The sequence below is a fragment of the Bradyrhizobium sp. LTSP849 genome, from assembly GCF_000938255.1.
In the GTDB taxonomy this organism is placed as follows: Bacteria; Pseudomonadota; Alphaproteobacteria; order Rhizobiales; family Xanthobacteraceae; genus Bradyrhizobium.
Map to the genome: position 1 here is coordinate 400,956 of NZ_JYMR01000052.1, position 25,715 is coordinate 426,670.

The window sequence follows — 25,715 nt, forward strand, 5'->3', positions numbered from 1 at the left end:
CCCATGTCCGACGGAGCGCTACCCCGCCGCGGCCTTCGCGGGCGCGACGCTGACCGCGAGCTTGCCGTAGCGGTCGGTGAAGGCCTGCGTGTCGATCTCTTCGAGCTTGATCTCGCCGCTCATCACACCCTGCTTCCAGGCCGCCTGCGCCGGATCGTTCTGGAACTCCGGCATGACCTCGCGACCGAACAGCTCCAGCGATTCGCAGATGTGCTCGTGGCTGTTCTTGCCCGCTTGATTCAGGAGGATGACTTGGTCGATATGCGAGCTCTGGAAGCGCTTGAGCTTCTTGCGGATCGTCTCCGGCGAGCCGATCAGGCCGCCGCGCAGCGCCGCCTCCTGCGCCTCCGGGTTGTCGCGCTTCCACTTGTTGTACTCGTCCCACATGTTGACGGTGTAGGGCGCGGGGCGCTGGCGGTTCTGCGCGGCGCCATAGAAGCGCAGCGCGAACTGGAAGAAGGTGGCGCCGTCGGCGCGCGCACGTGCCTCTTCATCCGTCTTGGCGCACATGAAGAACGACACCAGCGCCATGTTCGGATTGATCTCGTAGTCGGCCAATTTGTGCAGCCGCTTGGTCATGGCATTGTAATAGGCGTGCACCCAGGCATGCGCGGCGTCCGCACTGACGAACTGGAAGCCGAGCGCGCCAAAGCCGTGGCGGCCGGCACGCTCGATGGTCGGCAGTTGCGAGCAGGCCATCCACAACGGCGGATGCGGCTTCTGTACCGGCTTCGGCACGACATTGCGCAGGGGAATGTCGAAATACTTGCCGTGATGCTCGCTTCCCGCGTCCTTGAACATCGGGAAGATGGCGGCGACGGCCTCCTCGAACACCTCCTTCTTGGTCTCCATGTCACGGCCGAACGGCTCGAGCTCGGTGATCGACGCGCTCTCGCCCATCCCGAATTCGCAGCGGCCGTTCGAGAGCAGGTCGAGCACTGCGACGCGCTCGGCGACGCGAGCCGGGTGGTTGGTGGTGAGCTGGAGGATGCCGTGGCCGAGCCGGATGTTTTTCGTGCGCTGGCTCGCGGCGGCGAGGAATGATTCCGGCGAGGGCGAGTGCGAATATTCTTCGAGGAAGTGATGCTCGACGACCCAGGCGTGGTCGTAGCCGTGCTTGTCGGCGAGCTCGAGCTGCGAGAGCGCATTCTGGTAGAGCTTGAGCTCGTCGCCGGCGACCCAGGGCCGGGGCAGTTGCAGCTCATAGAAGATGCCGAACTTCATGACGCCATCTCTCCCAATTTTTCCTGCAAGTTTTCTTGCCCGCATTATTCTTTGTTGCGCGCATCTTAATGCGTGAGGCGGCGCTGTCTACGGAAGCGCAATTCCGTCGCGCGGGAGAACGCTCGGCATTATGGCGCGGCGGAGCCTGTGACCACGGCAGCGGGCGCCGCTTCACGCGGCGCGCGGTGTCCGTTCAGCACCACGCCGATCAACGTGAAGCGCACCAGCAAATGATAGCTCGCCAGCATCAGGGGAAGCGCAATGGCGAGAATGGTTGCGAACTTGATCGGCCAGGGCCAGTCGCGTTGCGACACCGCGACCTGCAACGCCATCACGATCGGCATGTGGATCAGATAGAGCCAGTAGGATGCATCGGCGAGGTAGCGCCGGGTTGGACTAAACCCGGACATGAACCGGAGCGCGAGACCAATGACCGCGAATGTCGACGTCCATATCGCCGGCGCATATAGCACGACAGAGACGAGCCTCAGCGTGTCGGAGCTCATCGGCAGCCTTGGCGCACCCGGCGCAGACGTCATCACACCGGCCAGCACGAAACCGATCAGGATCAGGCCGACCGACGGCAGGAGATTCCACAGCCAGCGCCGCTCCAGGATCCGCAGCAGGTCGACCTGCCGATGCAGCAGCCAGCCGAAGCCGAACGCGGTGCCGAACCCGATCCAGGCCTGGAGGTTGGTGACGAACGATTGATCCGGCGTCCTCACCCCCATCATATTGATCCATGTTGGGTCGAGGCTGAAGGCGATGCCGATCGGGATCGCCAGGATCACGGGCGCCAGCGGATTTCGCATGATCCGTGCGACAAGCCGATCGAGGGTCGCGCGCCAGGCGCCGGACGCATCGAGCCAGACGATTGCGCCACGGAGCAGAAGCATGGCGGCATAAAGCTCCAGCAACACATAGAGAAACCAGAGATGGGTCAGGGGGAAATTCGGCAGTGCCGGTAGCCAGCCGGACGTACGGTGGATCGGACCGCCATTCGGAAAGCCCGAGGCCCACATGATCACCAGAACCATCGGCACAAACACGAGCGGCCAGCCGACCACGAGCGGCAGCCCGATCCGCTGCAACCTGTCCCTGACGAAGGCCCAATTTCCGCGGCGATGGAAGCTCATGCGGGCGAAGAAACCGGCCATCAGGAAGAAGGTCGTCATCCGGAAGACGTGGATGGCGAAGAACAGCAGACCCAGCAGCAGGCTTTGATGGGTGTCCTGAATGATCCAGAACCGGGTCGGGGCTGGAACAAACGACAATGTCGCGTGCAGGACGATGCCGAGTAGCAGCGCAAAACCCCTGACCGCATCGAGCGCGTGCAGCCGTTCTGATGCAGGGGTGGCGGCGATCAAACGGGGCATGGGCGGGCTCGGCTTGCTGGAGAAGCTTCTCTCCAACAATCTGCCCGATCGTATCAGGGCTCTCTCGCCCAATCCAGAAATCGGCTAGCCGATTTCTCGGCGCGGCGGGCTGATTTCGAGAGGGCGGTCGGTTTCCAGCCGGCTCAAGGCCTCGCGTCGGAATTCGGTTGGAGTCATGCCGGTCTCGGCCTTGAAAGCGCGGTTGAAAGGTCCGATCGACTGGAAGCCTGCGTCCATCGCGACGGTCAGCACCGGAACCTCCCGTTGTGTCACATCGGACAGCGCCAACTTGGCATCCTCGATGCGGTAGCGATTGAGGAACGCATTGAAATTGCGATAGCCCAGCCCTTCGTTGATGGCCTGACGGAGCCGGTGCTCGGGAACGTCGAGCCGTGCCGCGAGCGCCCCGATCGCAAGACCTTCCTGCCGGTAGGTTCGCTCCACAGTCATCAGATGGTCGAGACGCCGCAGCAGGATCGGATCGACGACGACCCGCTCCGCGGCGACCCGGGCCGGCCTCCCCGCATCGCCGGATGCGATCGCGGCCGTGGCGTCGCTGACGGCCACCACCGGCGGACTGAGCACGCCCAAGGCCGCGAGCATCGCCATCGCGAAGAGGCTGAGACCGGTCGGCAGACTGCCGGACGCGCCGGGCGCCAGCACAGGAATATCGGCGAAGCCCGCAACGGCGACGAGGGCGATGCTTACGACATTGATGGCGAGCACCGCCAGCCGCAGCCGGCGCCGCCGCATCACCAGATCCACGCGCCAGGTCTTGACCGTCTGGACCGCGGCCGCGAGTGCCAGCAACAAGGCCACGGCCGCCAGGACCTTGCCACCGCCCTTGGCCAGTGCGGGCCAGTGCGGCCAGACCAGCGACACTGCAAATCCCCAGGCCACAATCGCCAGCCACAGAGCGCCGTGCCAGCGCTTGAGCACGAAATCGTCGTCGAACGCCGCGCGCGCCCACAACCAGAAGACGGCGGGGAGCGAGGACAGGATCGGCAAGGTCCACCACCAGAACGCTTTGGGAAACAACGGCGCGGTCACGATCGCGTAGAACATGCCGCAGGCGCACATGGCGATGCCGAGACAAGCGTTCTGATTGGCGGCCCGGCGCTGAAGCGCCACGAGGACGATCAGCAGGAACACGCCGCTCGCCGCGCCGCGAAACCCGAGATCGATCGCCGTCAGCCCGCTCACGATATTCCTTCTCCGCTCGATCTCAATGTTCGCATCGGCCCCGTATCGGTACAATCTAAACTTGCGGTGACGGTCCAGCCGGCATCGCCCGGCCGGCCCCGCTTGAACCGGCAGGGGGAATGGTTAGTTTCGGGGGATGGCGAATCGCTTCGATTTCGCCCCTCCTCAAGACAGACATGGCCACTTTCACCCCGCATCAGGATGCCGCGCTCAAGGCCGTTGCCGATTGGCTCAAGGCCAAGCCCGGCCGCAATGGCACGCCGCCGGTTTTCCGGCTGTTCGGCTTTGCCGGCACCGGCAAGACCACGCTGGCGCGGCACATCGCCGACGGCGTCGACGGCGAGGTGAAGTTTGCCGCCTTCACCGGCAAGGCCGCGCTGGTGATGCGCAACAAGGGCTGCGACGACGCCTCCACCATCCACTCGCTGATCTACCGCGCCCGTGAATCCGGCGAAGAGCAGCCGAGCTTTGAGCTCTGGGACGACGCGCCGGCTTCGAAAGCCAAGCTGATCGTGATCGACGAATGCTCGATGGTCGATGCGGAATTGGGCCGTGACCTGATGTCGTTCGACTGTCCGCTGCTGGTGCTCGGGGATCCAGCGCAGCTGCCGCCGATCCAGGGCGGCGGCTTCTTCACCAATACCGAGCCCGACGCGATGCTGACCGAGGTGCACCGCCAGGCCCAGGACGATCCGATCGTGCGGATGTCGATGGACGTGCGTGAGGGGCGCGAGCTCGACATCGGCCGCTACGGCGAGAGCGAAGTGGTATCGCGCAAAGAGCTCGACCCCGACCGCGTCATGAGCGCCGACCAGATCCTGGTCGGCCGCAACAACACCCGCCGCGCCTACAACACCCGCTTCCGCCAGCGCCAGAACATCGAGGATCAGTTTCCGGTGGCCGGCGACAAGCTGGTCTGCCTGCGCAACAACCGCAAGAAGGGCCTGTTCAACGGCGGTCTGTGGCGCGTGAAATCACGCAACACCTCACGCTCCAAATCGCGCATCCTCAGCATGCGGCTGTCGCCTGACGAGGATCTTGGGCACAAGGTGACGAAGGTATCCGTGCGCGCCGACTGTTTCGAGGGCGGCGTCGAGGCGATCGCCTGGGAGCAGCGCAAGCCCTATGACGAGTTCGACTTCGGCTATGTGCTGACCGTGCACAAATCGCAGGGCTCGCAATGGGACGACGTCATGCTGTTCGACGAGAGCTTTGCGTTCCAGGAGAGCCGCGCGAGGTGGCTGTACACGGGGATTACGCGCGCGGCGAAGCGGTTGAGCATTGTGGTTTAGGTGTCGTAGCCCGGATGGAGCGCAGCGCAATCCGGGGTTAGCTCCGCGACCGTGATTCCCGGATTTCGCTACGCTGCATCCGGGCTACGAGATCTCACTTCCCCGCCACGAAATAAAAATCCTCGCGGCCCGGCGGCGAGCCATACGTGAACGGCTGCTGCTCGTGCTTGGTCGCGGTCCAGACGTCGTCGCGGACGATGTCGAACAACTTTCGGATCTCGACGCGCGGCTCCTTGATCTCGCGGGCGAGCGCGGTGGAGAACGGGCTGTCGGCACCATTGTCGCCGTCAATCGCGGTCTCGCCGTGCTTGGCGGCGTAGACCACCATGAAGCCGGCGCCGGGCTCGATGTTGGAAAAGCCCTTGTCGACCAGCTTCAGCGACAATGTGTGCTGCATGGTCGGCGCAAACGGATTGTCTCGGCAGGCATCCAGGATCACGAGACGCACCTTTCGCGCGGCACCAACGGCGGCGATCACCTGCTCGAGCGCGACCGCCTGGGTCTCGGCGTCCCTGTCGGCGGCAAGCTTGGCGTCGACAGGGACGAGGTAATTCACCCCGCCGATCTCGAAGCCGTGGCCGGCGTAATAGACCACCGCCCAGTCGGACTTCTCGGCTTCGTCGGCGAAGGTCTTCAGCGCGTCGAAGAACTTGTCGCGGGTCAGATCAGTGGCCGAAATCACCGTCTGGAATCCGACATCGTGCAGCACACTCGCGATCAGTTTCGAGTCGCGCGGCGGATTGGGCAGAGCGTGGACATTCTTGTAGGCGCCGTTGCCAATCACCAGCGCGACGCGGCGCCCGGTGGGTGCGCCGCCTGGCGTTTGCGGCGTCAACGCGGCGAGCCGCTCCTGCGCGATGGCACGGGCACGCGCGACGTCGAGCTCGTCGAACTTGGTCAGCGAATAGGCCGCCGCGCGGTAGTCGGCGCGGGCCTGGGCGAGATCCTTCTTGCGCTCATAGAGCTGGCCACGGCCGGAATGAGCGCGGATATTGTTCGGGTTGATCTGAAGCGCCGTGTTGTAGTCCTTCAGCGCGGCATCGAGGTCGCCCTTCATGAAGTAGACGTCGGCGCGGTTGTTGATCGCGTAGACATTCTTCGGCTGCTTCTCGATCAGGCCGTTGCAGTCGGCGAAAGCCAGATCGTACTTGCCCATCATGCCGTAGGTTGTGCAACGGTTACCGGCGATCTGCTGCGCGGTCGGATCGATCTTCTCGGCCTCCGCAAAATCGGCGATCGCGCCGTCGTAGTCCTTCATCAGCGTGCGCACGCGGGCACGATTGGTCCAGCCGAGCAGGAATTTGGGCGTGGATTTGATCGACAGGCTGAAATCGTCCAGCGCACTTTGCAGCGCACCGTGGCGCAGCTGGATGACGCCGCGATTGTTGTAGGGAACACCGTAAGTTGGTCGCTTCTGGAGTGCGAGGTTGTAGTCGGCCAGCGCGAGGTCGTCCTGGCCGGTGCGCTCATAGGCGAGGCCGCGCGAGTTGAGCGTAAAGACATTGTCGGGATCGAGACCGGCGGCCGTCGACAAGGTCTCGATCGCGTGGACATAGTCACGCTTGTTGATCATCGTATTGCCGCGCACTGTGAGCGCGACCGCCTTGTCCTTGCCGGTGACCCGGTCGGCGTTGAGCAGATTCTCGCAGGCGGTCGCGCGCGCCGGCAACTCCGCCTGGCGGTCGCGGCAGGTGGCGAGGTCGTCGCCGGCTTGCGGCTCGGCCGCGGCAATCGCGGCGCCGGAGACGAGTATGACGAATGTCAGGGGAATGACGCGCAGCATGTTGTCAGATCAGCTCCAGCCACCACATTTTTAAGTCGATCAGCGATCGCGCGGGTTCATCTAGCCCGGAGTTCCTCATCCCGCCAAGCCGGACCGTCGCCGGACGATCCTGGGCGGCGTTTTTCACAGACTCGTGTCCGTCCCGGCGTAACATTCGCGGGCTGCGCCCGTATCTCAGGTAACTGAAAGAGCCGCCGGGCAGGCTGTTCGCCCGGCCCCGGCCGCCCTAGACTGTCAGCCCTTCCGAAAGAGGATCCGCCATGCGCCGCCCCGCCCTCCTGTCCCTGCTCGCCGCCACCACCGCCCTGACGCTGGCCTTTGCCGTGCCGTCGCGGGCCGCGGAGGACGCAGTCGTCATCCCCGCCCCCGCAATGGATGCAGCGCCCGCGAGCGGCATCCAGACCGCCGTGATCGCCGGCGGCTGCTTCTGGGGCGTGCAGGGCGTATTCCAGCACACCGCGGGCGTCGTCAACGCGGTCTCCGGCTATGCCGGCGGCAGCAAGGCGACCGCCGATTACCACACCGTCTCGTCAGGCACGACGGGCCACGCGGAATCGGTCGAGATCAAATACGATCCGAAGAAGATTTCCTACGGCAAGATCCTCCAGATCTACTTCTCGGTGGCGCACGACCCGACCCAGCTCAACCGCCAGGGCCCCGACAGCGGCACGCAATATCGCTCGGCGATCTTCACCACCTCCGACGAGCAGAAGAAGGTCGCGGAGGCCTATATCGCCCAGCTCAATGGCGCGAAGGTCTTCAACAAGCCGATCGTGACCAAGGTCGGCGCGCTGGAGGCGTTCTACCCGGCGGAGGCCTATCATCAGGACTATCTGACGCTGCACCCGAGCCAGCCCTACATCGCCTACAACGACATCCCGAAGGTCGAGAACCTGAAAAAACTGTTCGCGGATAACTATATTGAAAAGCCGACGCTGGTCAGCGCCAGCAAGGCTACCAACTGATCGCAACATCACCGAAAACAAGATCATCAAGAAACGGGAGACCCATGCCCGACACCAAGACGAAAACCACAGACGACAAGGTCATCAAGAGCGAAGAGCAGTGGCGGCAGGAATTGTCGCCGATGCAGTACGCCGTGCTGCGCGAGAAGGCGACCGAGCGTCCCTTCTCCGGCGAATATGAGCACGACCACCGCGCCGGCACATACGTCTGCGCCGGCTGCGGCAACGTGCTGTTCGAGTCCGATGCCAAATTCGATTCCGGCTGCGGCTGGCCGAGCTTTACCCAGCCCGCCGTCGAGAGCCATGTCGACGAAGAGCACGATGTCAGCCACGGCATGGTCCGCACCGAGGTGCTCTGCTCCAAATGCAGCGGCCATCTCGGCCATGTTTTCCCGGACGGCCCCGGACCGACCGGCCTGCGCTACTGCATCAATTCGGCTTCGCTGAAGCTCGAGCCGAAATAAATATTCGAGTACACTTGGCGCGCCGCCCGGTTCCGACATGGAACCCGGCGGCGCGATGTGCTTTTCTTCTCTGGCGATCCGGCCGGTCATCGCATTTCGGCGGCCGCCAGGGAGGATGCCATGTCACTCGGGACCATCCTGATCATCCTGGTGATCATCTATCTGCTGGGCGGCATGTCAGGCCGCATCGGCGGCTATGGCTACGGCATGGGCCATTCCGGCATAGGGATCGGCGGCGTCGTGCTCGTGGTGCTGATCGTGCTGCTGCTCCTTGGCAAACTTTAAACCATTTAAGTTATTGAAATAACTTGTATTACGGCAGTTGCGGACCTGCCATGCGTGGATTCATCATCTCCCATCACAGGGGTCGCATTTTTGTCAAAACGGCCTATATTAGAGGACGAAAATGACGTGTGCGGCGGGCCCACCCGATTGTGGCCTCCGCCCGCCAAAACCCCACGCGCTTAAAGCCCCAGAGAAGATCACGAGGTCTTTGACCATGCGTCCACTGCGTCCGTTCAACTTCAACACCTCCGCCGAACTCTTCCCCGCTGCGATCCGCAAGAAGAAGCGCGCAGGGTTCACCTATCGCCGGTTCGGCACCGCGGCCGAAGCCGTGCAGTTCGCAATGGAGCAGTTGCCAACGGATTCGCTGAACGGGGCCTATCTCCAGGTGGAGGAAGCGCGCTTCGACCAGAACGGCATCCGCTCGCTGTATGAGAGCGAAGCCTTCCCGCTGGAGCGCCACCGCAAGCCCGAGCCGGTCGCAGAGGCCGACGCCGACGCGGCGTAAACTTTTTCGCAAAGCCTTCGATGTGCGCTGAAAGCGTGATGGCCAAACGGCCGTCGCGCTTTTCGCGTTTTAAGCGTGCCTCAGATGCGCGGCTGCTTGTCGAGCCAGCGCCGCAACAGGCGGACGTTGCGCATGTTGGCGCGGAACATCACGTCGAAGGCGTCGCCCGCGAGCGGGACCATGCCGACCACGCCGTCGACCGCGACATTGCCGAGCATCCGCGCGGTGAGGTACCAGGGCGCGCCCAAGGCGCGCGCCTCACGCACCAGCCACAGCGAGATCGCGGTGGTGATGATATCGCCGACAATCGGGATCAGCCCGATCAGCCCGTCGATGCCATAACGGATATTCGTGCCCGGCAGGATGAAGGCGACATCGAGCAGCTTTGCCAGCGCCTCGAGCCGCGCGATCCGCTGCTCCCGCGTCAAATTGCCGAACGGGTTGCCGTTGCCCCGTCCTTGCCCGAACACGAAGCGGAACTCGCGAAACCCCTGCTTGAGCGCCTCGGGCCGGATCTCATGGCCGTCCTGGTCGATGATCGGCCCGCGCGGCTCGGCGCCCGCGAAATTGGCGCGCGAACGGCTCCCTGAACGGGATTGGCGCGGAGCAAGAATATCGTCGTCGGACATGGTCATAGCCTGGAGGAAACGCGCCAACGCGCCGGAGGTTGCTGCGCAGCGGCCGAAGGTCGCGCGCTCAGGTCGCCGCGGGGGCCGGCAGCGGCTCCTCGATATAGCGGTGCACGAGCCAGGATGACAGCACCGCCGGAACGAAACCGACCAGGCCGTACAGGATGAACTGCACCGCGCCCGAATCCGATCCGCGCGAGCTGTAGGTCAGCGCGGCCAGGATGAAGGCGAACATGCCGACCAGCAGCATCCGCAGCACCGGCCCGATCCGCCTGATGTGGAGCAGGATATCGTCCACCGCGCCGATCATCAGCGACGGCAGGAAGCCGAACAGATAGCTGTATTGCAGGGTCTTGAAGAACACTGCGAAGAGCTTGCCGACTTCGCCGAGATTGGTCTGGGTCCAGTAGCCGGACTGGTAGGTCGTCGTCAGCAGCAGCAAGAACCCGCCCACGAACGGACCGACGAGCGCAAACACCAGATAGCGTTTCATCAAGGACTCCTCACAGCCTGGCGGCTTTTATAGCAGCGCGGCGGGAACCTTGAATAGCGGGGTTGCGGGCTGTTTGGGGGAACAAGTGGCAAAACGACGAGTTCAGACAGGACTTGAAATTGACCTGTCAAATTTTGGAGCCGCCAATGTCTCGTAAACTGTTGTTCCTGGCGACGATCACACTGACGACCCTCGGCGGCCTGTCGAACGCGCCCGTTCTCGCGCAGGGCCATATGGGCACGCCGCAGGAACAGAACGCCTGCTCGCGCGATGCCTCGCGGCTGTGCCGCAAGGACCTCGGCAATGACGGCGCGATCCAGGGCTGCCTGCAAGCTAACCGCGCCAAGCTGTCGAGATCGTGCAGCAAGGTATTCGAGAGCCATGGAATGTAAGATCGGCATGTGAGTGCACGTCCGCATTGTGCGTGACGGACGCGCAACAATTGCAAATTCATTCGCGCCGCCCATTGCAGCTCTTTGACAATGGCGCATAATTCATTCGGGCGGCGCAGCACTTTTCGATTCGAACATCACGAGAGATCGAGCGACTACATGCAGGGATGAGTTCTCTGCGTGAAGGCTGTGACATGCGGCAGATCAAGCCGCGTGCGGCGCCCCAAAACCAAGCGGCTCAAGCCCACGGAACTCGGGGACGCATTCTTCATGACACGCTACCAGACCATCGCGACGTTGTTCGCCTTCACCACTGCCGCCATCGCATTCCAGACATCGCCGAGCCTCGCCTTCTCATCCGAAGCACAGCAGATGTGCTCGGGCGACGCGATGCGGTTGTGCTCCAGCGAAATCCCGGACATCCCGCGCATCAGAGCCTGCATGGTGCGGAACAAGGCGAATGTCAGCCCCGGCTGCCGCGCCGTGATGGACCGCGAGGCCGCGGCCGCCGCAGCAACGCACAAGCGGGAAGCGGCCGCGCAATAGTACCGGTTTAATTTCGGTTGGATCGCTGAGAGCTTGGTTCACCTCTCCCCTGGAGAGGTGAACATCGTTCACGCGCGCGGCTCACTCGCCGACTGCGCGAAGGTGTCGTTGAACGCGCGTTCGCCGGGGGCGCCCTTCCCGATGGCGATGATGGCGCGGCAAGACGCCGCTCTTTCACACAGTGGCCGGAAAGATTCCCAGCTTTCGCCGCAAGCCGGCGCGTCCCGCGCGAAACATTGTCGGGGGCGTCGGCATTATGCGGATTGGGAGATCAACGGAGCGTAATATGGCGTCGCGAAAACTTGGAATGCTGGTCGCACTCACTGTGGTCGGCGTTTGCGCGCCGGCCCTTGCACAGGGCACTGGCGGAGCTGCGGGCGGAACCGGGGCCGGTGCGGGCGGCACGGGTAGCACCGGGTCGACGGGAGCGTATGGTGCGGGTGCGTACGGTGCCGGGAGTTACGGTGCGCCCAGCGCAGGTTCGTTCAGCGGACCGAGCGGCAACATGCGAAGTACCACATCGAGCAGCACCGATACGACAGGCAGCACGACGACGGGCAGCACGACGACGGGCACCTCAGGCGCGATCAGCACGCCAAGGAAGGCCACCAATTACTTCGTCCCCTCCGATCCTGCCGTCGGCCCCAGCGCAACGACGGCCGCTCAGCGAAGCTCGGCCATCAACGGTTCGAACTCCGCGCCAGCGGCAGGCGCGTCGTCAGGCTCTGTCAGCGGAGCCGGTGTCGGTGTCGGCCACTCCGCAAATGGACAACCGATCGGCTCGAACGGTTCCGGGCTCGGCTCCCCGGAGAATCCAATCGGTTCGGATTCAAGATAGCACTTCAGCGCGCGGCCCGATGGAGTCCGCGCGCTTCGCCGGCAGCCCGGACATGACGTGGGTGGTGAGTCCTAGTCGCCCCACTGCGCAAACGCGTCGTTGAAGGCGCGCTCACCTGGTGCGCCCTTCTCGATGGCGATGATGGCGCGGCGCTGGTTGGCGTAGACCAGCGGCACGTCGAACCAGGAACGCTCCTTCAGGAGCTGGACGTTGCGGGCGCGGTCGGCGTCGACGTTGGAGAGGCCGACCAGGAAGAAGCCGTCGGTGACCTTGACCGCGAGGCCGGCGAGCGGCGTGCCGCGCGCCTGCTCGTTCGACTTCATCAGGATGCCCGGCACGTTGGAAACGCTGCCGCCCGGAAAATCCGGCGGCAGGATGAAGGTCAGCTCCGCGGTGTGGCTCGCCGGCAGCGACGAGTCGGTGTTGCGGCGGAACGACATCGTCATCTTGAACTTGCGATCGGGAATCTCGATGTCGGCGCGCACGGCGACGTCGGCCTTCTGGTTGCCCGAGGCCTTGATCGGCTCCAGCCGCCACACCACCGAGCCGACATATTGCTTGCCCTTGGGATCGGACGGATCCTCGTCGTAGAGCACGACCTTCTGCGCCACCGGCGCGGCCGGCTGATCGGTCGCCGAAGGCTGGCCGACGCGATCCGGAATCTTGGGCTTGTTCTGCGGCTGCGAGGTATCCTTCGGCGCCTCCACCACCTGGGTGGGCGAGGACTTGAACAAATTGGTCGCGGTCTGCACCAGCGACTTGCCCCAGAGGATGCCGGCGCCGACCAGGATCAGCACGATGCCGACGGCGATCGCGCTCTTGAACGGGAAGATCGAGCCGGCGCGCTTGGGCTTCTTGGCATCGCGGCCGAGCACGGGAATGTGCGGGCGCCCCGACGGCTGCTGCCGCGGCGCATAGCGCTCGGCCTCCTCCATCGATTCGTCATACGAATAGGGCGCGTCAGGTTCGGCCGCGCGGTTTTCCAGGCTCGGCTCGAGACGGTCGAATTCCGGCGAGGGCGAAGGCACGTTGGCGTAAGTGCGGCGCGCGGCGCGATTGGCCTGCGCGGCGGCGCCGCCGAGATCATTGACGTCAGCGGTAATGTCGCGGAAGCCGCGTACGCCGGGGGCCGGCGGCGGTCCGCCATCCGACGGACGGCGCCCGGGGGAGCGATCGCGTCCGGCTGGCGGTGCGGGCGGCTCCGGCATCGGCGGGGGTGCCGGCGGACCGGGCTGGCGCGGCGCGTCGAAACGCGGAGCGCGCGGCGGACGCTGGGCATCGCCCTGATCGTCGCCGCCGAGAGGCGGGCGGTCGTTGCGCGGCGGCGGCGCGGCCGGACGGGCGCGCGGCGGTGCAGCCGGCTGAGGAGATGCAGGCGCGTTGCCTTCGGTGGCGCGGGCGCTGGCCCGACGGAAGGCATCGCCGCTGCCGCTGGGGCGAGCGCCGCCGCCGGGGCGCGAGGCCTCGCGGGCGCGCTGAGCGGCCTCCTGCTCGACCTTGCGGACAGCCTCTTCCAGCGACAGCCGTTCGCGGGTGATCTCGGATTCGGAGAGCGGCGGCTGCACGCTGCGGAGCTGCGCGATCAGAGCCGTGCGCGCCCGCTCATAGAGCGCGCGACGGCTTTCGCCGGGAGCGTTGGGGTCCAGGGCGGAAATAGCGCGGGCGATCAGCGGATAGTAATCAGCCATTTGAACTCAACTAGCGCACGTCCTGGTAAGATATCGTTAAGCCTCAAACGGATTTTGCACCAGAATAGTATCCTCGCGTTCGGGGCTCGTGGAAAGCAGTGCGACCGGGCACCCCACCAATTCCTCGATCCGGCGGACATATTTGATGGCCTGGGCCGGCAGGTCGGCCCAGGACCGCGCGCCGGCGGTCGGCTCCTTCCAACCCTCGATGGTCTCCCAGATCGGCTCGACCCGGGCCTGCGCGCCCTCGCCGGCCGGGAAATGGTCAATCTCCTTACCGTCGAGCTTGTAGCCGACGCAGACCTCGATCGAATCGAAGCCGTCGAGGATGTCGAGCTTGGTCAGCGCCAACCCGTTGATGCCGCAGGTCCGCACGGTCTGACGGACCAGGACGGCGTCGAACCAGCCGCAGCGGCGCTTGCGTCCGGTATTGACCCCGAACTCGCGGCCGCGACGGCCGATCTCCTCGCCGATCTCGTTCAGAAGCTCGGTCGGAAACGGACCCTGGCCGACCCGGGTCGTATAGGCCTTGCAGATGCCGAGCACGTAGCCGACCCCGCCCGGCCCGATGCCCGTTCCGGTCGCAGCCTGCGCCGCCACTGTGTTCGACGAGGTGACGTAAGGGTAGGTGCCGTGGTCGACGTCGAGCAGCGCGCCCTGCGCGCCCTCGAACAGGATGCGCTTGCCCGCACGTCGCTCGATGTCGAGCAGCCGCCACACCGTCTCGGCATAGGGCAGCAACTGCGGCGCGAACGCGGTCAGTTCGGCCAGGATTTCCTTGCCGTCGAACTCCGGCAGATTGAGGCCGCGGCGCAACGCGTTGTGGTGAGCAAGGAGCCGGTCGATCTTGTGCGGCAGCGTGTCGAGGTCGGCGAGGTCCATCAAGCGGATGGCACGGCGGCCGACCTTGTCTTCATAGGCGGGGCCGATGCCGCGGCGGGTGGTGCCGATCGCAGTCGCCGAGTTGGAGGATTCGCGCAGGGCGTCGAGCTCACGGTGCAACGGCAGGATCAGGGTGACGTTCTCCGCGACGCGCAGATTCTCGGGGCTAATCGCGACGCCCTGCCCGCGCAGCTTGGCAACCTCGTCGAGGAAGGCCTGCGGATCGAACACGACGCCGTTGCCGATCACCGCCAGTTTCGACGGGCGCAACACGCCCGAGGGCAACAGCGCGAGCTTGTAGGTCTCGCCGTTGATGACCAGCGTATGGCCGGCGTTATGGCCGCCCTGGAAACGTGCGACGATGTCGGCCTGCTCCGACAACCAGTCGACGATCTTGCCCTTTCCTTCGTCGCCCCACTGGGCGCCGACGACGACAACATTGGCCATTCGCGGGTAATCCTTCGAAGAATTTCTCTGTAAGTGGCATGATCCAAACGGAAAACCGGTACCCACTTTTCCGGAATCATGCCTGCGCCCAGCCCAATTCCCGGCCGAAGGCCGTTCGCACGCGAGGCAGCCCAACCGGATAAAGGAAGCAGCCTCTCTAGGCAAGCAAGAACGGGGCTTTTTTCGGGCTCAGTGGGCACCCCAAGCCTTTGATATCCCCCGAAAATCCGGAAACATTTTGGGGCTGCGCCAAAGCCTCGACCAAAGCGCTGGAAGCTATCTCTGCCGCTGCATGGTCGCGATGCATCCGCCCCCCGTTGCTGCAACCTCGATTTCCGTGTCTTTGAGTGGAGCCGGGCTACGTGCCGGCCCGGACATCGCCGGGCCGGAGGTCTCGGCGCATGACGCGGGACCATAACAACTAAAATGTCCGCCACCGGCCAGACCACGAGCGCCGAAAAGCCCGGCCACAATCGGATCGCCAACCAGCCTTATCTGCTGCTCAGCATCACCGCGCTGTGCTGGGCCGGCAACGCTATTGTCGGGCGGCTCGCCGCCGGCCACATCCCGCCGGTCACGCTCTCCTTCCTGCGCTGGTCCTTTGCCTTCCTGCTGGTGCTGCCATTTGCCTGGAAGCACCTCGCCCAGGACTGGCCCGCGATCCGCAGCAAGCTCGGCCTGATGATCGTGCTGTCGATCATCGGCATCGGCGCCTTCAACACCCTGCAATATTGGGCGCTGGAACATACCCAGGCGCTCAACACGCTGCTGTTGCAATCAGCCGCGCCGCTGATCGTGGCGCTGTGGTCGCTGGTCATCCTCGGCGTCCGGCTCACCGCAGCCCAGGCCTTCGGCGTGCTGCTCTCGATGTGCGGCGTGCTGATCATCCTGCTGCACGGCGATTTCACCACGCTGTCGAACATCGACTTCAACAAGGGTGACTTGATCTTCATCGTCGCGCTGATCTTCTTCGCGCTCTATTCGGTGCTGAGCCTGAAGCGCCCGCCGATGCACGGCCTGTCGTTCCTGGCCTTCACCTTCGGCGCCGGCGCCGCCTGTCTCATTCCGCTGGAGATCTGGGAGCTGTCCGCGCGTCCCGTGATGAAGCTCGACGGGCCGAACCTCCTGACGCTGTTCTACGTCGCCGTCTTCCCCTCGACGCTGGCCTATCTCTGCTTCAATCGCGGCGTACGCCTGATCGGCGCTAACCGCGCTGCGCCGTTCTTCCACGTCGTGCCGGTGTTCGGCGCAATCATGGCGATGGTCTTCCTCGGCGAACGCCCGCAGGCGTTCCATTTCATCGGCTTCGCGCTGGTGCTGTCCGGCGTGTTCGTGGCGTCAAGGAAGCAGGCGGTGGGCTGAGCGGCAGATCGACACGCATTGCAAATTGGCGTCCTTGCAATTTATCCGGGACCAAGGTTCAATATCCTTATTGATGACTTTCTAATCCAATAACCTAACTCTGGCTGTCAGGGAGAGTGGTATGGGCGCGTTGATGGCCGAGGACGATATCTATATCGGCCCGCTGTTTGATTTGTTCAATTTGAGGTTTGGTCCAGAGCAGAAAGATCACGAGCACACCGCCGGGGGCGTGTCCGAGATCAAGGCCCTCCAGGACGAATTCGAGATCTTCCAGGACGGGCGGCCTTTCGTCGAAAGCGCAAAGCTCCTCGGGCTGGGCGGCCTGCACAACAACCGCGCCAAGAACCGGTGGTTCAGCCTGTTAACCTGGCTGGCCAAGGTCCCCTCGGACCAGGCCGGCGAAACCGGCGACGAGCGCATCGTGAACGCGCTGATCAAGAACTTTGCGCGCAAGCCGCCACTGCCCTGCTTCATGAAGGCCCACGATTCCCGCGGTCCCGACGGCCTGAAGGTCATCGTTCGCGAGGACAAGCCGATCTTCTACATCGAGCGAGCCTACCTCACGATCTCGCTGCCGATGGCACCCAGCGTCCCGCCCGGAGCCAAGGGCAAGGCCAAGAAGAAGCCGAAGAAATAGGCGGCCGATGCGCGCCGCCGCCGTCGCGAGGGAGCTTGCTTCTCCAGGCGACGGAGAGCTGACCGGGATCTATACCGGTATCGCTGCCTATTATTCGGCAAAGATCGCACGCTTCGGCGCGACGCCGTCCGGCGTCGACTGGACCTGCCAGGCCACGCAGGAGATGCGCTTCGTCCAACTCCTGAAATTGTGCGACTTCGCATCGCCCTTCTCGCTGAACGACCTCGGCTGCGGCTATGGCGCGCTGATCGCCTATCTCGACCGCCGGCATGACGACTGTGCCGTCGACTATCTCGGCATCGACGTCTCGGAGGCGATGGTTCGGCGGGCACGGCGGCTGTGGCGGGACCGCGGCAATGCCGCCTTCGCCCTCGGCTATGCCAGCCCGCGAATGGCCGACTATGCGATCGCCAGCGGTATCTTCAACGTCGCGCAGGACCAGTCGCGGCACGACTGGGAGCGCTTCGTCGCGGCGAGCCTCGACGACCTCCATCGCACCACCAGGCGCGGCTTCGCCGTTAATTTCATGAAGCGGCCGGCGGAGGCGACCGCCCGCCACGGCCTCTACACCACCGACACCGCGCCCTGGGCGCGCTACTGCGCCGCCCGGTTCAATGCCACAGCCGAGGTTCATGACGGCTATGGATTGATGGAGTTCACGCTCATCGTGCGGAAAGTCTAGCTCTCACGCGCCGACCGACAGTCGCCGCCGCGTCTCCTCCAGCAGCCGCCGGTAGATGCCGGCCCCAGTCAGCTTGATCAGGGCATCGGCGCGATCGACGAGGCGGGCCACCTCACCAAGGTCATCAGGATCGTTGCTCGCCGCAAGCGCGGCGGCGAGCGTGATGGTGGCGCGGCATTCCGGCAGGCGGGCGCGCCGCTCCTGGGCGACCGTGATCGCTTCCCGCGCCTTGTCGATCGCCGCGGCATGGGCGCCCGAACGGAGCTGATAGTCGGCAATGCTCGCAAGCATCTCCGGCTCGATCTCCATCGCCACGCTCGCCGCGCGCACGAACTCGACGCCCTCCGTCAACGACGGGATCGCCGCCTGATAGTTCTGGGCGATGCCCTGCGCCGTGCCGATGCAGGCCAGCGAATAGGCGCGCAGATAGGGGCTGGCCTGGCGCGTCGCCAGCTCGACCACGCGCCAGGCATGGGTCGAGGCCATCGCGGAATCGCCGAGGCACCAGGCGAGATCGACGTGCCCGAGATTGGCGATGAACTGCACCGTCGGATCAATCAGCGTCGGATCAATGGCGAGGATGCGATCGAAACACAGCCGCGCCTCGTCGAAACGCCCGAGCCGAACCAGGATCCGGCCACGCAGGCTGAGGATCCAGTGCTCGACATTGTAGCCGAGGAATCGGTGCTCGAAGTCGGTGATGGCGGGGACGCCGGCGAGCGCCGCATCGCTTGCCGCGAGCGCTTCGCGCAACAGGCCCGCCCAGCCATAGGCCTGGCTGAGCGAGGCATTGAGCATTGCTGCGCGGCCGGTGAGCTGGCGCGATTCCGTCAGCACCAGGGCCTGCTTGACCGTGTCGACATAGGCATCGGCCTGCCCGCCGCTCGCACCTGCGATCCGTCCTTCGACGAACAGCAGCAGCGGAATCATGGAATCGTCGGTGTCCTGCGCCCATTCCAGCGCTTCCTGGATGAAGGGCTTTGCGTCCTCCGACGTCATGCCCTCGCGCCAGCCGAGCCAGGCGATCTGGCTGCTGGCCGTGATCCTGAGCGCATCGCCCGCCGGGCTGCGCTTCTGTCCTGCCTTCAGCGCACGCACCTTGTGCCAATGCCGGATCGCTTCCGCCGGACTGGTCGAGCCGATCCAGCGCGCGGCGCGCGCGGCATATTCGGCGGCGGCATCGACCTCGCCGGCCTGCTCGAGATGGTGCGACAGGAGCGCGGCGAACTCTTCGAGCCGCTCCGGATAGAATTGCTCGATCGCCCGCGCCACCCGCGCGTGCAGGAGGCTGCGCCGCGCGCGGAGCTGGGTCGAATAGGCAACTTCCTGGATCAAGGGATGACGGAAGCCATAGCCCTGGCCGTCCTGACCGCTGCGCGCCTGGAGCATCTCGCCCGAACAGAGCCGGATCAGCGTCGCCTCAAGTTCAGCGGCGGGCAGGCCGGCGACGCTTTGCAGGACCGCGAGCTGAAACTCCTTGCCGATGATCGCGGCCGTGTGCAGGAGGTCGCGATCGCCGGGCGCCAGCCGATCGATCCGCGCGCCGATCACGGCCTGCACGGTCGGCGGCAGCACGTCGGAGGCGCCGGAGAAGCCGCGCCGGTAGCCACCCTGCTCGCCGACGATAGCTAGATGCTCGACCAGGGAGCGGATCAACTCCTCGGCGAAGAACGGGTTGCCGCCGCTGCGCTCGGCGACACGCCGCCGCACATCGAAAAGCTCGTCCTCCAGCCCGAGCAGCTCGTCGACGAGATCGTGCGTATCCGTTGGCGAGAGCTCGGCGAGCTCGATTTGCTGGTACAGCGGCCCGCGCATCCAGGGCGCGAAATAGGCCGGCCGGAAATTCACGATCAGGACCGTCTTGGTCGAGATCACCGCGTCGACGAGCGTTGCGACGAACTCCTCGCTCGCCTGATCGAGCCAATGCAGGTCCTCGATGATGATCACCGACGCCAATGCGCCGCGCTGGCGAATCATGTGCCGGATGATGTCGAGCAGACGGACGTTGCGGGCACGCGGACCGAGCCAGGAGGGCGGGCCCTGGCCGTGCCTGATGCCGAGAAAATCGCAGACCAGCCACAGGTCCGCCTCGAAGGTCGAGCCGAGCTCGGCGAGGCAGGTGGCGATCTGCTTCACCGCCAGATCGGGTTCGTCGTCCGGCGAGACGTTGAAATAGGTCGAGCGCAAGAACTCCAGCACCGGCTGCAGCGGCGTTGCCGCGCCATAGGGCTGAGCGCGGGCCTCGAACACCGGAATGAGACGCGCGCGGCACCATTCCGCGAACTCGTAGCACAGCCGGCTCTTGCCGGTCCCGGGCGGACCGACGATGCCGGTGACGCGCGAGCCGCCGGTCTCCACCGCCGCCAGGGTCCGTTGCAACAGAGCCATCTCCCGCTCGCGCCCGCGGAACGTCGCCAAGGCGACACCGCGGAATTGCTGGCTGGCGACCGCCGGCTTGAGGTTCTTCAGAAGATACAGCTCGATCGGCTCCGGAACGCCGCGCAGGCGATGACGGCCGAGCGGGCCGACGTCGCAGAACGAGCGCACCAGACGATAGGTCTCATCGGTCAGGCAAATCTCGCCTGGCTCCGCCTTGGCCGGCAGGCGACTTGCGAGGTGAATGGTCAGTCCGTAAGCGCCGTGCTCGGTGACGGTGTCGACGAGCGGAGCATCCGCGACGATCTCGCCGGAATGCAGGCCGATGCGCACCGACATGGTATCGTCGCGCGCGCGAAACGTGTCCCGGATCGCCAGCGCTGCCTCGCACGCCAGCAGGGCGTGGCCTTCCTGCGCGCGCGGCGCGCCGAAGAAGGCGAGGATGCCGTCGCCGAGCGTTCGCACCACCGTGCCCTCGAACCGCTCCACGGCGTCGCACATCGCATCGAGCGCGGGCTTGAGACGCTGCATGGCATCTTCGGCGGTGAGGCCGGCAACGATCTCGGTCGAGCTGACGAGATCGGCGAACAGCACCGTCACCTGCTTCAGCTCGCCCCGAACCGGTCTGGTGAAATGCCCCGTCGGTGCCGGGATTGGCCTGCTCTGGGCGCTCAGGCCCGTGCCGCAGGCTCCGCAAAAGCCCGAGCCGGGCGGGCTGAGATGATTGCAGGCGGGACAGGCGATCGACAGAGCCGAGCCGCAGCCGTGACAGAAGCGATTCGTCGACGGATTGTCCCCGCCGCAACGCTCACAAATCATCTGATCCCCAAACGAAGCAAAAATCGGCCAGGAGGAAGCAGCACCACAACGCCTCATGCCAAGCCGGCAATGCCCCGACATGCGCGCTCATCGGCCAAAGGCACCATCTTTGGTACCCCCACGCAATCGAATAGTTCACATTTGGCGCGTAACTGCGCCAAAGCAGTGCGGAAAAGTCGCGAAATTCGCCCCGGACGCGCGCCTCTGGCGAGTCAGCGGGCGCTGAACTTGCTGTAGGCCTGCTCCGTCGCGATGATCACGTGTTCGGCGCAGCCGTTGACGCGATGCGGATCAGCCTCTCGCTCGTAAGTCTCCGACGTCATCATGTCGAGGAAGGCCGCGACGGATGGATAGTAGACCAGTGCGACGAAATCCCATTCGTTGCCATCGTGCGGGCCGAGCGCGACCGCCTTGGCTTCGCCGGTCCAGAGCAGCGTGCCGCCGCGCGCCTTGATCATCGGCACGGTGATCGCGCTGTAGCGCAAATAGGCGTCCCAGCCGGAACCGTCGCCGTCGCGCGAGTGCGTGTGGAAGCGCATCAGGTTCAGCATCACCACCGGCGCATTTGAATCGAGCCGCTCCAAGCCTTCGATGTTCAACATATTGACCGCCAATGCCACCTCCTCAGGTCATGCCTGCATTGTAGCCTTGCGGCCGCGTGACTTGTGTCACAACAGCAATCCGGCGCAAGATCGTATCCAACGCCAATGACGATCGCTTCGCCCGCGCCACCGGCTTCGAATCCAGCCAGTTGGCTCAATAACCAGCCTTATCTGCTGTTGAGCCTGAGCTCGCTGTTCTGGGCCGGCAACATCGTGCTCGCACGCCATGTCGGCGCGCATGTGCCGCCGCTGACGGTGACCACGATCCGCTGGTTCGGCGTGTTCCTGATCCTGCTGCCGTTCTCCTGGCCGCATCTAAAGCGCGACTGGCCCGCGTTGCGCAACAGCCTGCCGCTGATGCTGTTCCTGTCGCTGGTCGGATTCGCCTTCAACAACGCGATCTCGTACTGGGCCCTGCAATACACGGAAGCGCTGAACGCGCTGCTGATCCAGTCGGCCGGCCCGCTGTTCGTGGCGCTGTGGTCGCTGCTGCTGTTCGGTGTGCGGCTGACGCGTGCGCAGCTTGCCGGCATCGCGATCTCGCTTGCGGGTGTGCTGATCATCATCCTGCATGGCGATTTCGCGGCGCTCGCAAGCATCAGCTTCAACAGGGGCGACATCATGTTCGCTTCCTCGCTGGTGGCGTTCGGGATCTACTCCGCCTTCATCCCGCGCCGGCCGAAGGTTCATCAGCTCTCCTTTCTCTCCTTCACGACCTGCTGTGGCGCGATGATGCTGCTGCCGACGGCGATCTGGGAGACCTGGAGCGGCCGCGTGCTGCAATTCGACACCGTGACGCTGGCGACGCTCGGCTACATCCTGATCTTCCCCTCGACGCTTGCGTATCTCTTCTTCAATCGTGGCGTCGCGCTGATCGGGCCGAACCGCGCCGCGCCGTTCTTCCATCTGGTGCCGGTGTTCGGCTCGGCCATGGCGATCCTGCTGCTCGGCGAAAAACTCCAGCCGTTTCACCTGATCGGCTACGCGCTGGTGCTTGCCGGAGTCGTGATCGCATCGCGCCGGGGCTCGGCGGTGAAATAATTCCGCGCCGCGGACGCGCGACAGGTCTCGTGTCCCCGACGCGGCGCGGCATGCAATGACGCGACGCTGAGCCGGGACCCAGTCTGCCGCAGCATGGGCCCCGGCTCTGCAGCGCACCGCTGAAGAAGCGCTGCGCTGCGTCCGGGGCGCGAGACTTGGCGACAAACTCACGCCTTCCGATTCCAACGCAGAGAAGCTAGGTTCCCCGCCAACGAAAAGAGGGAACGCTCCAACATGCTTTCATCGCTGATCAGAGTCCTGCGCACCGTCGGCGTCGCCGCGCTGTGTCTTGCCGCCGCATCCGTCGCGCAGGCCGACAACTGGCCCAGCCGCAACATCACACTGGTGCTGCCCTTCGCGGCCGGCAGCGGCACCGACACCACGACGCGGCTGATCTCGCAACATTTGTCGCAGGCGCTCGGCGTCGGCATCGTCATCGAGAACAAGGCCGGCGCCAACGGCATGATCGCCGCGACCTTTGTCGCCCGCTCAGCACCTGACGGCTACACCCTGCTGGTGACCACTAACACCACGCATTCGGCCAATCCTTTTCTGCTCAAGAGCCTGACCTACGATCCGGTCAAGGATTTCACCCCGATCGCGCGTACCGGCGACCTGCCCTTCATGCTGGTCGTTCACCCCGACGTCCCGGCCAAAACCGTCGGCGAGCTCGTCGCCTATGGCAAGGCCAATCCGGGCAAGCTGAGCTACGCGTCGGGCTCGTCCTCCGCAATCGTGTCGGGTGCGACCTTTGCGCACAATGCCGGGCTCGATCTCCTGCATGTGCCCTACAAGAGCTCGCCGCCGGCGCTCAACGACGTCATGGGCGGACGCGTCTCGATGATGTTCGTCGACATCCTGACCGGCCAGCCGCACGTCAACGGCAACGCGCTGCGGGCGCTCGCCGTCACCACCAAGGACCGCTCGCCGCTGGTGCCGAATCTCCCCTCGATGCAGGAGGCCGGTGTGCCGGACTTCGATATCTCGTCGTGGCAAGGCTATTTCGGCCCGGCCGGCATGCCGAAGGAGATCGTGACGCGACTCAACGCCGAGATTCGGAAGATCGTCGAGAAGCCGGAGATCAAGGCCCAGCTCGCAACGCTGGGCATGGACGCGTTCTCCGGCACGCCGGAGCAGCTCGGCACGTTTGTGGGCGAGCAGCTGGTGCTGTGGGAGCGACTGATCAAGGACGCGGGGATCGAGAAGCAGTAGCGGTCTCGTAGGGTGGGCAAAGCGTAGCGTGCCCACCATCGATCGTCGCGACCTCAAAAAGAAAAGGTGGGCACGGCGCTCTCGCGCCTTTGCCCACCCTACCGATCTTGCTGTGCGGCGGCTTACGCCGCGCGCACCTTGGCGAGGAAGCCGTCGACGGCGCTGCGCAGCGCGCCGGACTGGCTGTCCAGCTCGCGGGCGTTGGTGAGCACGTCGCTGGCCGCCGTGCCGGTCGCTGCCGCGGCCGAGGTGACGCTGCCGATATTGGCGTTGATCTCGTTCGATCCAGCCGCGACCGACTGGATGTTGCGGGCGATCTCGCGGGTCGCCTCGCCCTGCTGCTCGATCGAGGCGGAAATGCCCGCGGTGATCTCGCTCATCTCGGCGATGGTCTGGGTGATGCCGCCAATCGCTGCGACTGCATCGCTGGTCGAGGTCTGCATGGCCGCAACCTGGGCGGAGATTTCCTCGGTGGCCTTCGCGGTCTGGTTGGCGAGCGCCTTGACCTCGGAGGCGACGACGGCGAAGCCGCGGCCGGATTCACCGGCACGCGCCGCCTCGATGGTGGCGTTGAGCGCAAGCAAATTGGTCTGCGCCGCGATCGAATGAATGAGCTTGACCACCTCGCCGATCTTCTCGGCACCGGTGGAGAGCTCCTGCACCGTGGCGTTGGTACGCTCGGCGTCGCTGACGGCGCGGCTCGCCACTTCGGTCGAGCGCGTCACCTGGCGGGAGATTTCCGCAACCGAGCTCGACAGCTCCTCGGCGGCGGCTGCGACCGTCCCGACATTGCCCGACGCCCTCTGCGAGGCCGCGCCGACGGTCGCCGCCCGCGACGAGGCGTCGCTGGCGGTCGCGGTCATCGACTGCGCCGTGCTCTGCATGCCGGCCGCGGCCGAGGAGACCGAGTGGACGATGCCGTTGACGCTGCGTTCGAAGTCGCTGGCGATGCCTTCCATCGCGCTGCGGCGTTCCGCAGCCGCACGCTCCTTGGCCTCCGCTTCGGTATTCTCGATAGCGCGAATGCGCACCGCGTTGTCCTTGAAGATCTGGACCGTGGCAGCCATCGCGCCGACCTCGTCGCCGCGGCCGACGCCTGGGATGTCACCCTCGAGCTTGCCGTCGGCGAGATCCTTCATGCGGGCACCGAGCAGCGCCAACGGACGGCTGATGCTGCGGCCGATCATCCAGGCCACGCTGCCGGCGACGATGACGATGCCGAGCATGGCAAGGCCGAGCGACCAGAACACCGGAGCCATCTTGGCGTCGATGTCGTCGAGATAGGCGCCGGTACCGAGATACATGTCGAGGCCGGGGACAGCCACGGCGTAGCCGATCTTGCGGATCAGCCCTTCCACACCCGGCTTCGCATATTCATAGTGCAGCAGGATCGATCCGTTGGCCTTCGCGCCATCCATCAGCTCCCAGGACAGCTTGCGGCCGTTGGTGAGGACCTCCATGCGGTTGGTGCCAATCTGCTTCGGATCGGGCGCGAGCTGGGTGATGCCGTCATAGGACGTGCCGAACAAATAGCCCGAACCGTTGTCATAGGTCATCGCATTGCCGTAGCGGCGAAGATCGGCCATGGCCGCGTCCTTCGTCATCTCGCCGGCATCGACGCGCTTCTTGAGCGTTAGCGCGTAGTTGCGCCCCATTTCGACGATGGCCTTGGCCTGGTCGACGCGCGCATTCACCATCTCGCGTTTCATCAAATAACCGGCGAGAACTCCGGCGACGCACAGGCCGAACAGGGTGACGCCGACAAGGATGCCTAGCTTGGGCGCGATCTTCAGATTGCTCAACTTCACGATGGGCTCCTCGGGTGGCGCGGACTGAAGCGCAGACATTCTTGATTTGAATCAACTTTTAGTGGGTGACCCCTTAGCAAGTTACTTACACGCCTCCGTAGAAGCCCGGACGATGCCGGAAAACCTGCAAATAAATCGTCAGGCCGGCAACCGGCGATTGT

At 64.9% G+C, this 25,715-nt stretch carries 24 protein-coding genes; 12 read left to right on the forward strand and 12 right to left on the reverse strand.

Translation table 11 applies throughout. The features are described from left to right. Positions 1-18 precede the first annotated feature (18 nt). The 3 genes from UB31_RS32650 to UB31_RS32660 all read right to left on the reverse strand — a co-directional run bounded on the left by UB31_RS32650 (position 19) and on the right by UB31_RS32660 (position 3,752). The gene (locus UB31_RS32650; protein WP_045013784.1) at positions 19-1,224 is read right to left on the reverse strand and encodes an LLM class flavin-dependent oxidoreductase; all 1,206 of its coding nucleotides are present in this window, start codon (positions 1,222-1,224) and stop codon (positions 19-21) included. 128 nt (positions 1,225-1,352) lie between these two features. Further along, positions 1,353-2,600, reverse strand: coding sequence for an acyltransferase family protein (locus tag UB31_RS32655; protein WP_045013785.1), 1,248 nt, complete (start codon positions 2,598-2,600; stop codon positions 1,353-1,355). A gap of 84 nt (positions 2,601-2,684) precedes the next feature. After that, complete coding sequence (locus tag UB31_RS32660) at positions 2,685-3,752, reverse strand: AraC family transcriptional regulator (protein WP_245306108.1); 1,068 nt, start codon at positions 3,750-3,752, stop codon at positions 2,685-2,687. Between the two features lie 227 nt (positions 3,753-3,979). On the opposite strand from UB31_RS32660, the gene UB31_RS32665 reads away from it, so the two are divergent. Next, the gene (locus UB31_RS32665; protein ID WP_045013786.1) at positions 3,980-5,095 is read left to right on the forward strand and encodes an ATP-dependent DNA helicase; all 1,116 of its coding nucleotides are present in this window, start codon (positions 3,980-3,982) and stop codon (positions 5,093-5,095) included. Between the two features lie 94 nt (positions 5,096-5,189). On the opposite strand, the gene UB31_RS32670 is transcribed toward UB31_RS32665, so the two are convergent. Next, positions 5,190-6,878, reverse strand: a complete 1,689-nt coding sequence (locus UB31_RS32670) for a caspase family protein (RefSeq protein ID WP_045013787.1) — start codon at positions 6,876-6,878, stop codon at positions 5,190-5,192. A 260-nt stretch (positions 6,879-7,138) separates the two neighbouring features. Here UB31_RS32670 and msrA point away from each other — a divergent pair, with 260 nt between their 5' ends. The 4 genes from msrA (at position 7,139) to UB31_RS32690 (ending at position 9,100) form a co-directional block, all read left to right on the forward strand. Beyond that, positions 7,139-7,843 carry a peptide-methionine (S)-S-oxide reductase MsrA gene (msrA, locus tag UB31_RS32675; protein WP_045007791.1) on the forward strand — a complete coding sequence of 235 codons (705 nt, stop codon included), beginning with the start codon at positions 7,139-7,141 and terminating at the stop codon, positions 7,841-7,843. 44 nt (positions 7,844-7,887) lie between these two features. Further along, positions 7,888-8,307, forward strand: a complete 420-nt coding sequence (gene msrB, locus UB31_RS32680) for a peptide-methionine (R)-S-oxide reductase MsrB (protein ID WP_045007792.1) — start codon at positions 7,888-7,890, stop codon at positions 8,305-8,307. Positions 8,308-8,427: 120 nt separating this feature from the next. Further along, positions 8,428-8,592, forward strand: a complete 165-nt coding sequence (locus UB31_RS32685) for a DUF3309 family protein (RefSeq protein WP_082078715.1) — start codon at positions 8,428-8,430, stop codon at positions 8,590-8,592. Between the two features lie 214 nt (positions 8,593-8,806). Next, a complete protein-coding gene (locus UB31_RS32690) occupies positions 8,807-9,100 on the forward strand; it encodes a hypothetical protein (protein WP_045007794.1) in 294 nt (97 codons plus the stop codon). A gap of 80 nt (positions 9,101-9,180) precedes the next feature. Here UB31_RS32690 and UB31_RS32695 read toward each other — a convergent pair whose 3' ends face one another. Both UB31_RS32695 and UB31_RS32700 read right to left on the reverse strand, forming a co-directional pair. Beyond that, the gene (locus UB31_RS32695) at positions 9,181-9,735 is read right to left on the reverse strand and encodes a DUF4112 domain-containing protein (RefSeq protein WP_082078704.1); all 555 of its coding nucleotides are present in this window, start codon (positions 9,733-9,735) and stop codon (positions 9,181-9,183) included. Between the two features lie 61 nt (positions 9,736-9,796). Beyond that, a complete protein-coding gene (locus UB31_RS32700) occupies positions 9,797-10,222 on the reverse strand; it encodes a DUF5413 family protein (protein WP_045007795.1) in 426 nt (141 codons plus the stop codon). 146 nt (positions 10,223-10,368) lie between these two features. On the opposite strand from UB31_RS32700, the gene UB31_RS32705 reads away from it, so the two are divergent. Together UB31_RS32705 and UB31_RS32710 are read left to right on the forward strand one after the other, a co-directional pair. Next, on the forward strand, positions 10,369-10,614 hold the full coding sequence (locus UB31_RS32705; protein WP_045013789.1) for a hypothetical protein: 246 nt from the start codon (positions 10,369-10,371) through the stop codon (positions 10,612-10,614). A gap of 270 nt (positions 10,615-10,884) precedes the next feature. Continuing rightward, complete coding sequence (locus UB31_RS32710; protein ID WP_502691302.1) at positions 10,885-11,160, forward strand: hypothetical protein; 276 nt, start codon at positions 10,885-10,887, stop codon at positions 11,158-11,160. Between the two features lie 459 nt (positions 11,161-11,619). On the opposite strand, the gene UB31_RS41785 is transcribed toward UB31_RS32710, so the two are convergent. The 3 genes from UB31_RS41785 to UB31_RS32720 form a co-directional block, all read right to left on the reverse strand. After that, a complete protein-coding gene (locus tag UB31_RS41785) occupies positions 11,620-11,772 on the reverse strand; it encodes a hypothetical protein (protein ID WP_156175653.1) in 153 nt (50 codons plus the stop codon). A gap of 297 nt (positions 11,773-12,069) precedes the next feature. Continuing rightward, positions 12,070-13,686 carry a hypothetical protein gene (locus UB31_RS32715; protein WP_045013791.1) on the reverse strand — a complete coding sequence of 539 codons (1,617 nt, stop codon included), beginning with the start codon at positions 13,684-13,686 and terminating at the stop codon, positions 12,070-12,072. A gap of 36 nt (positions 13,687-13,722) precedes the next feature. After that, on the reverse strand, positions 13,723-15,015 hold the full coding sequence (locus UB31_RS32720) for an adenylosuccinate synthase (protein WP_045002798.1): 1,293 nt from the start codon (positions 15,013-15,015) through the stop codon (positions 13,723-13,725). Between the two features lie 426 nt (positions 15,016-15,441). Here UB31_RS32720 and UB31_RS32725 point away from each other — a divergent pair, with 426 nt between their 5' ends. The 3 genes from UB31_RS32725 to UB31_RS32735 all read left to right on the forward strand — a co-directional run bounded on the left by UB31_RS32725 (position 15,442) and on the right by UB31_RS32735 (position 17,696). Continuing rightward, on the forward strand, positions 15,442-16,377 hold the full coding sequence (locus UB31_RS32725) for a DMT family transporter (RefSeq protein WP_045013792.1): 936 nt from the start codon (positions 15,442-15,444) through the stop codon (positions 16,375-16,377). Positions 16,378-16,498: 121 nt separating this feature from the next. Beyond that, a complete protein-coding gene (locus UB31_RS32730) occupies positions 16,499-17,014 on the forward strand; it encodes a hypothetical protein (RefSeq protein WP_045013793.1) in 516 nt (171 codons plus the stop codon). A gap of 7 nt (positions 17,015-17,021) precedes the next feature. Next, on the forward strand, positions 17,022-17,696 hold the full coding sequence (locus UB31_RS32735) for a class I SAM-dependent methyltransferase (RefSeq protein WP_050044894.1): 675 nt from the start codon (positions 17,022-17,024) through the stop codon (positions 17,694-17,696). Between the two features lie 3 nt (positions 17,697-17,699). On the opposite strand, the gene UB31_RS32740 is transcribed toward UB31_RS32735, so the two are convergent. Both UB31_RS32740 and UB31_RS32745 read right to left on the reverse strand, forming a co-directional pair. Beyond that, on the reverse strand, positions 17,700-20,891 hold the full coding sequence (locus UB31_RS32740) for an AAA family ATPase (protein WP_050044895.1): 3,192 nt from the start codon (positions 20,889-20,891) through the stop codon (positions 17,700-17,702). Positions 20,892-21,103: 212 nt separating this feature from the next. Beyond that, a complete protein-coding gene (locus UB31_RS32745) occupies positions 21,104-21,493 on the reverse strand; it encodes a DUF1330 domain-containing protein (RefSeq protein ID WP_197090881.1) in 390 nt (129 codons plus the stop codon). A 105-nt stretch (positions 21,494-21,598) separates the two neighbouring features. Here UB31_RS32745 and UB31_RS32750 point away from each other — a divergent pair, with 105 nt between their 5' ends. After that, positions 21,599-22,534, forward strand: coding sequence for a DMT family transporter (locus UB31_RS32750; RefSeq protein ID WP_045002793.1), 936 nt, complete (start codon positions 21,599-21,601; stop codon positions 22,532-22,534). A gap of 234 nt (positions 22,535-22,768) precedes the next feature. Further along, positions 22,769-23,746, forward strand: coding sequence for a Bug family tripartite tricarboxylate transporter substrate binding protein (locus UB31_RS32755; protein WP_045002792.1), 978 nt, complete (start codon positions 22,769-22,771; stop codon positions 23,744-23,746). 122 nt (positions 23,747-23,868) lie between these two features. On the opposite strand, the gene UB31_RS32760 is transcribed toward UB31_RS32755, so the two are convergent. Next, positions 23,869-25,554 (reverse strand): methyl-accepting chemotaxis protein, encoded by a 1,686-nt coding sequence (locus tag UB31_RS32760; RefSeq protein WP_045002809.1) that lies wholly within the window; start codon positions 25,552-25,554, stop codon positions 23,869-23,871. Between the last annotated feature and the right edge of the window lie 161 nt (positions 25,555-25,715).

Bases quoted from the DNA above. Each gene is read 5' to 3' on its own strand.
- UB31_RS32670 (WP_045013787.1), bottom strand. From the start codon at position 6,878: ATGCTGCGCGTCATTCCCCTGACATTCGTCATACTCGTCTCCGGCGCC.
- UB31_RS32730 (WP_045013793.1), top strand. From the start codon at position 16,499: ATGGGCGCGTTGATGGCCGAGGACGATATCTATATCGGCCCGCTGTTT.
- UB31_RS32685 (WP_082078715.1), top strand. From the start codon at position 8,428: ATGTCACTCGGGACCATCCTGATCATCCTGGTGATCATCTATCTGCTG.
- msrB (WP_045007792.1), top strand. From the start codon at position 7,888: ATGCCCGACACCAAGACGAAAACCACAGACGACAAGGTCATCAAGAGC.
- UB31_RS32755 (WP_045002792.1), top strand. From the start codon at position 22,769: ATGCTTTCATCGCTGATCAGAGTCCTGCGCACCGTCGGCGTCGCCGCG.
- UB31_RS32700 (WP_045007795.1), bottom strand. From the start codon at position 10,222: ATGAAACGCTATCTGGTGTTTGCGCTCGTCGGTCCGTTCGTGGGCGGG.
- UB31_RS32650 (WP_045013784.1), bottom strand. From the start codon at position 1,224: ATGAAGTTCGGCATCTTCTATGAGCTGCAACTGCCCCGGCCCTGGGTC.
- UB31_RS32740 (WP_050044895.1), bottom strand. From the start codon at position 20,891: ATGATTTGTGAGCGTTGCGGCGGGGACAATCCGTCGACGAATCGCTTC.
- UB31_RS32745 (WP_197090881.1), bottom strand. From the start codon at position 21,493: ATGTTGAACATCGAAGGCTTGGAGCGGCTCGATTCAAATGCGCCGGTG.
- UB31_RS32710 (WP_502691302.1), top strand. From the start codon at position 10,885: ATGACACGCTACCAGACCATCGCGACGTTGTTCGCCTTCACCACTGCC.
- UB31_RS32715 (WP_045013791.1), bottom strand. From the start codon at position 13,686: ATGGCTGATTACTATCCGCTGATCGCCCGCGCTATTTCCGCCCTGGAC.
- UB31_RS32665 (WP_045013786.1), top strand. From the start codon at position 3,980: ATGGCCACTTTCACCCCGCATCAGGATGCCGCGCTCAAGGCCGTTGCC.
- UB31_RS32725 (WP_045013792.1), top strand. From the start codon at position 15,442: ATGTCCGCCACCGGCCAGACCACGAGCGCCGAAAAGCCCGGCCACAAT.
- UB31_RS32735 (WP_050044894.1), top strand. From the start codon at position 17,022: ATGCGCGCCGCCGCCGTCGCGAGGGAGCTTGCTTCTCCAGGCGACGGA.
- msrA (WP_045007791.1), top strand. From the start codon at position 7,139: ATGCGCCGCCCCGCCCTCCTGTCCCTGCTCGCCGCCACCACCGCCCTG.
- UB31_RS32705 (WP_045013789.1), top strand. From the start codon at position 10,369: ATGTCTCGTAAACTGTTGTTCCTGGCGACGATCACACTGACGACCCTC.
- UB31_RS32695 (WP_082078704.1), bottom strand. From the start codon at position 9,735: ATGACCATGTCCGACGACGATATTCTTGCTCCGCGCCAATCCCGTTCA.
- UB31_RS32655 (WP_045013785.1), bottom strand. From the start codon at position 2,600: ATGCCCCGTTTGATCGCCGCCACCCCTGCATCAGAACGGCTGCACGCG.
- UB31_RS32720 (WP_045002798.1), bottom strand. From the start codon at position 15,015: ATGGCCAATGTTGTCGTCGTCGGCGCCCAGTGGGGCGACGAAGGAAAG.
- UB31_RS32690 (WP_045007794.1), top strand. From the start codon at position 8,807: ATGCGTCCACTGCGTCCGTTCAACTTCAACACCTCCGCCGAACTCTTC.
- UB31_RS32750 (WP_045002793.1), top strand. From the start codon at position 21,599: ATGACGATCGCTTCGCCCGCGCCACCGGCTTCGAATCCAGCCAGTTGG.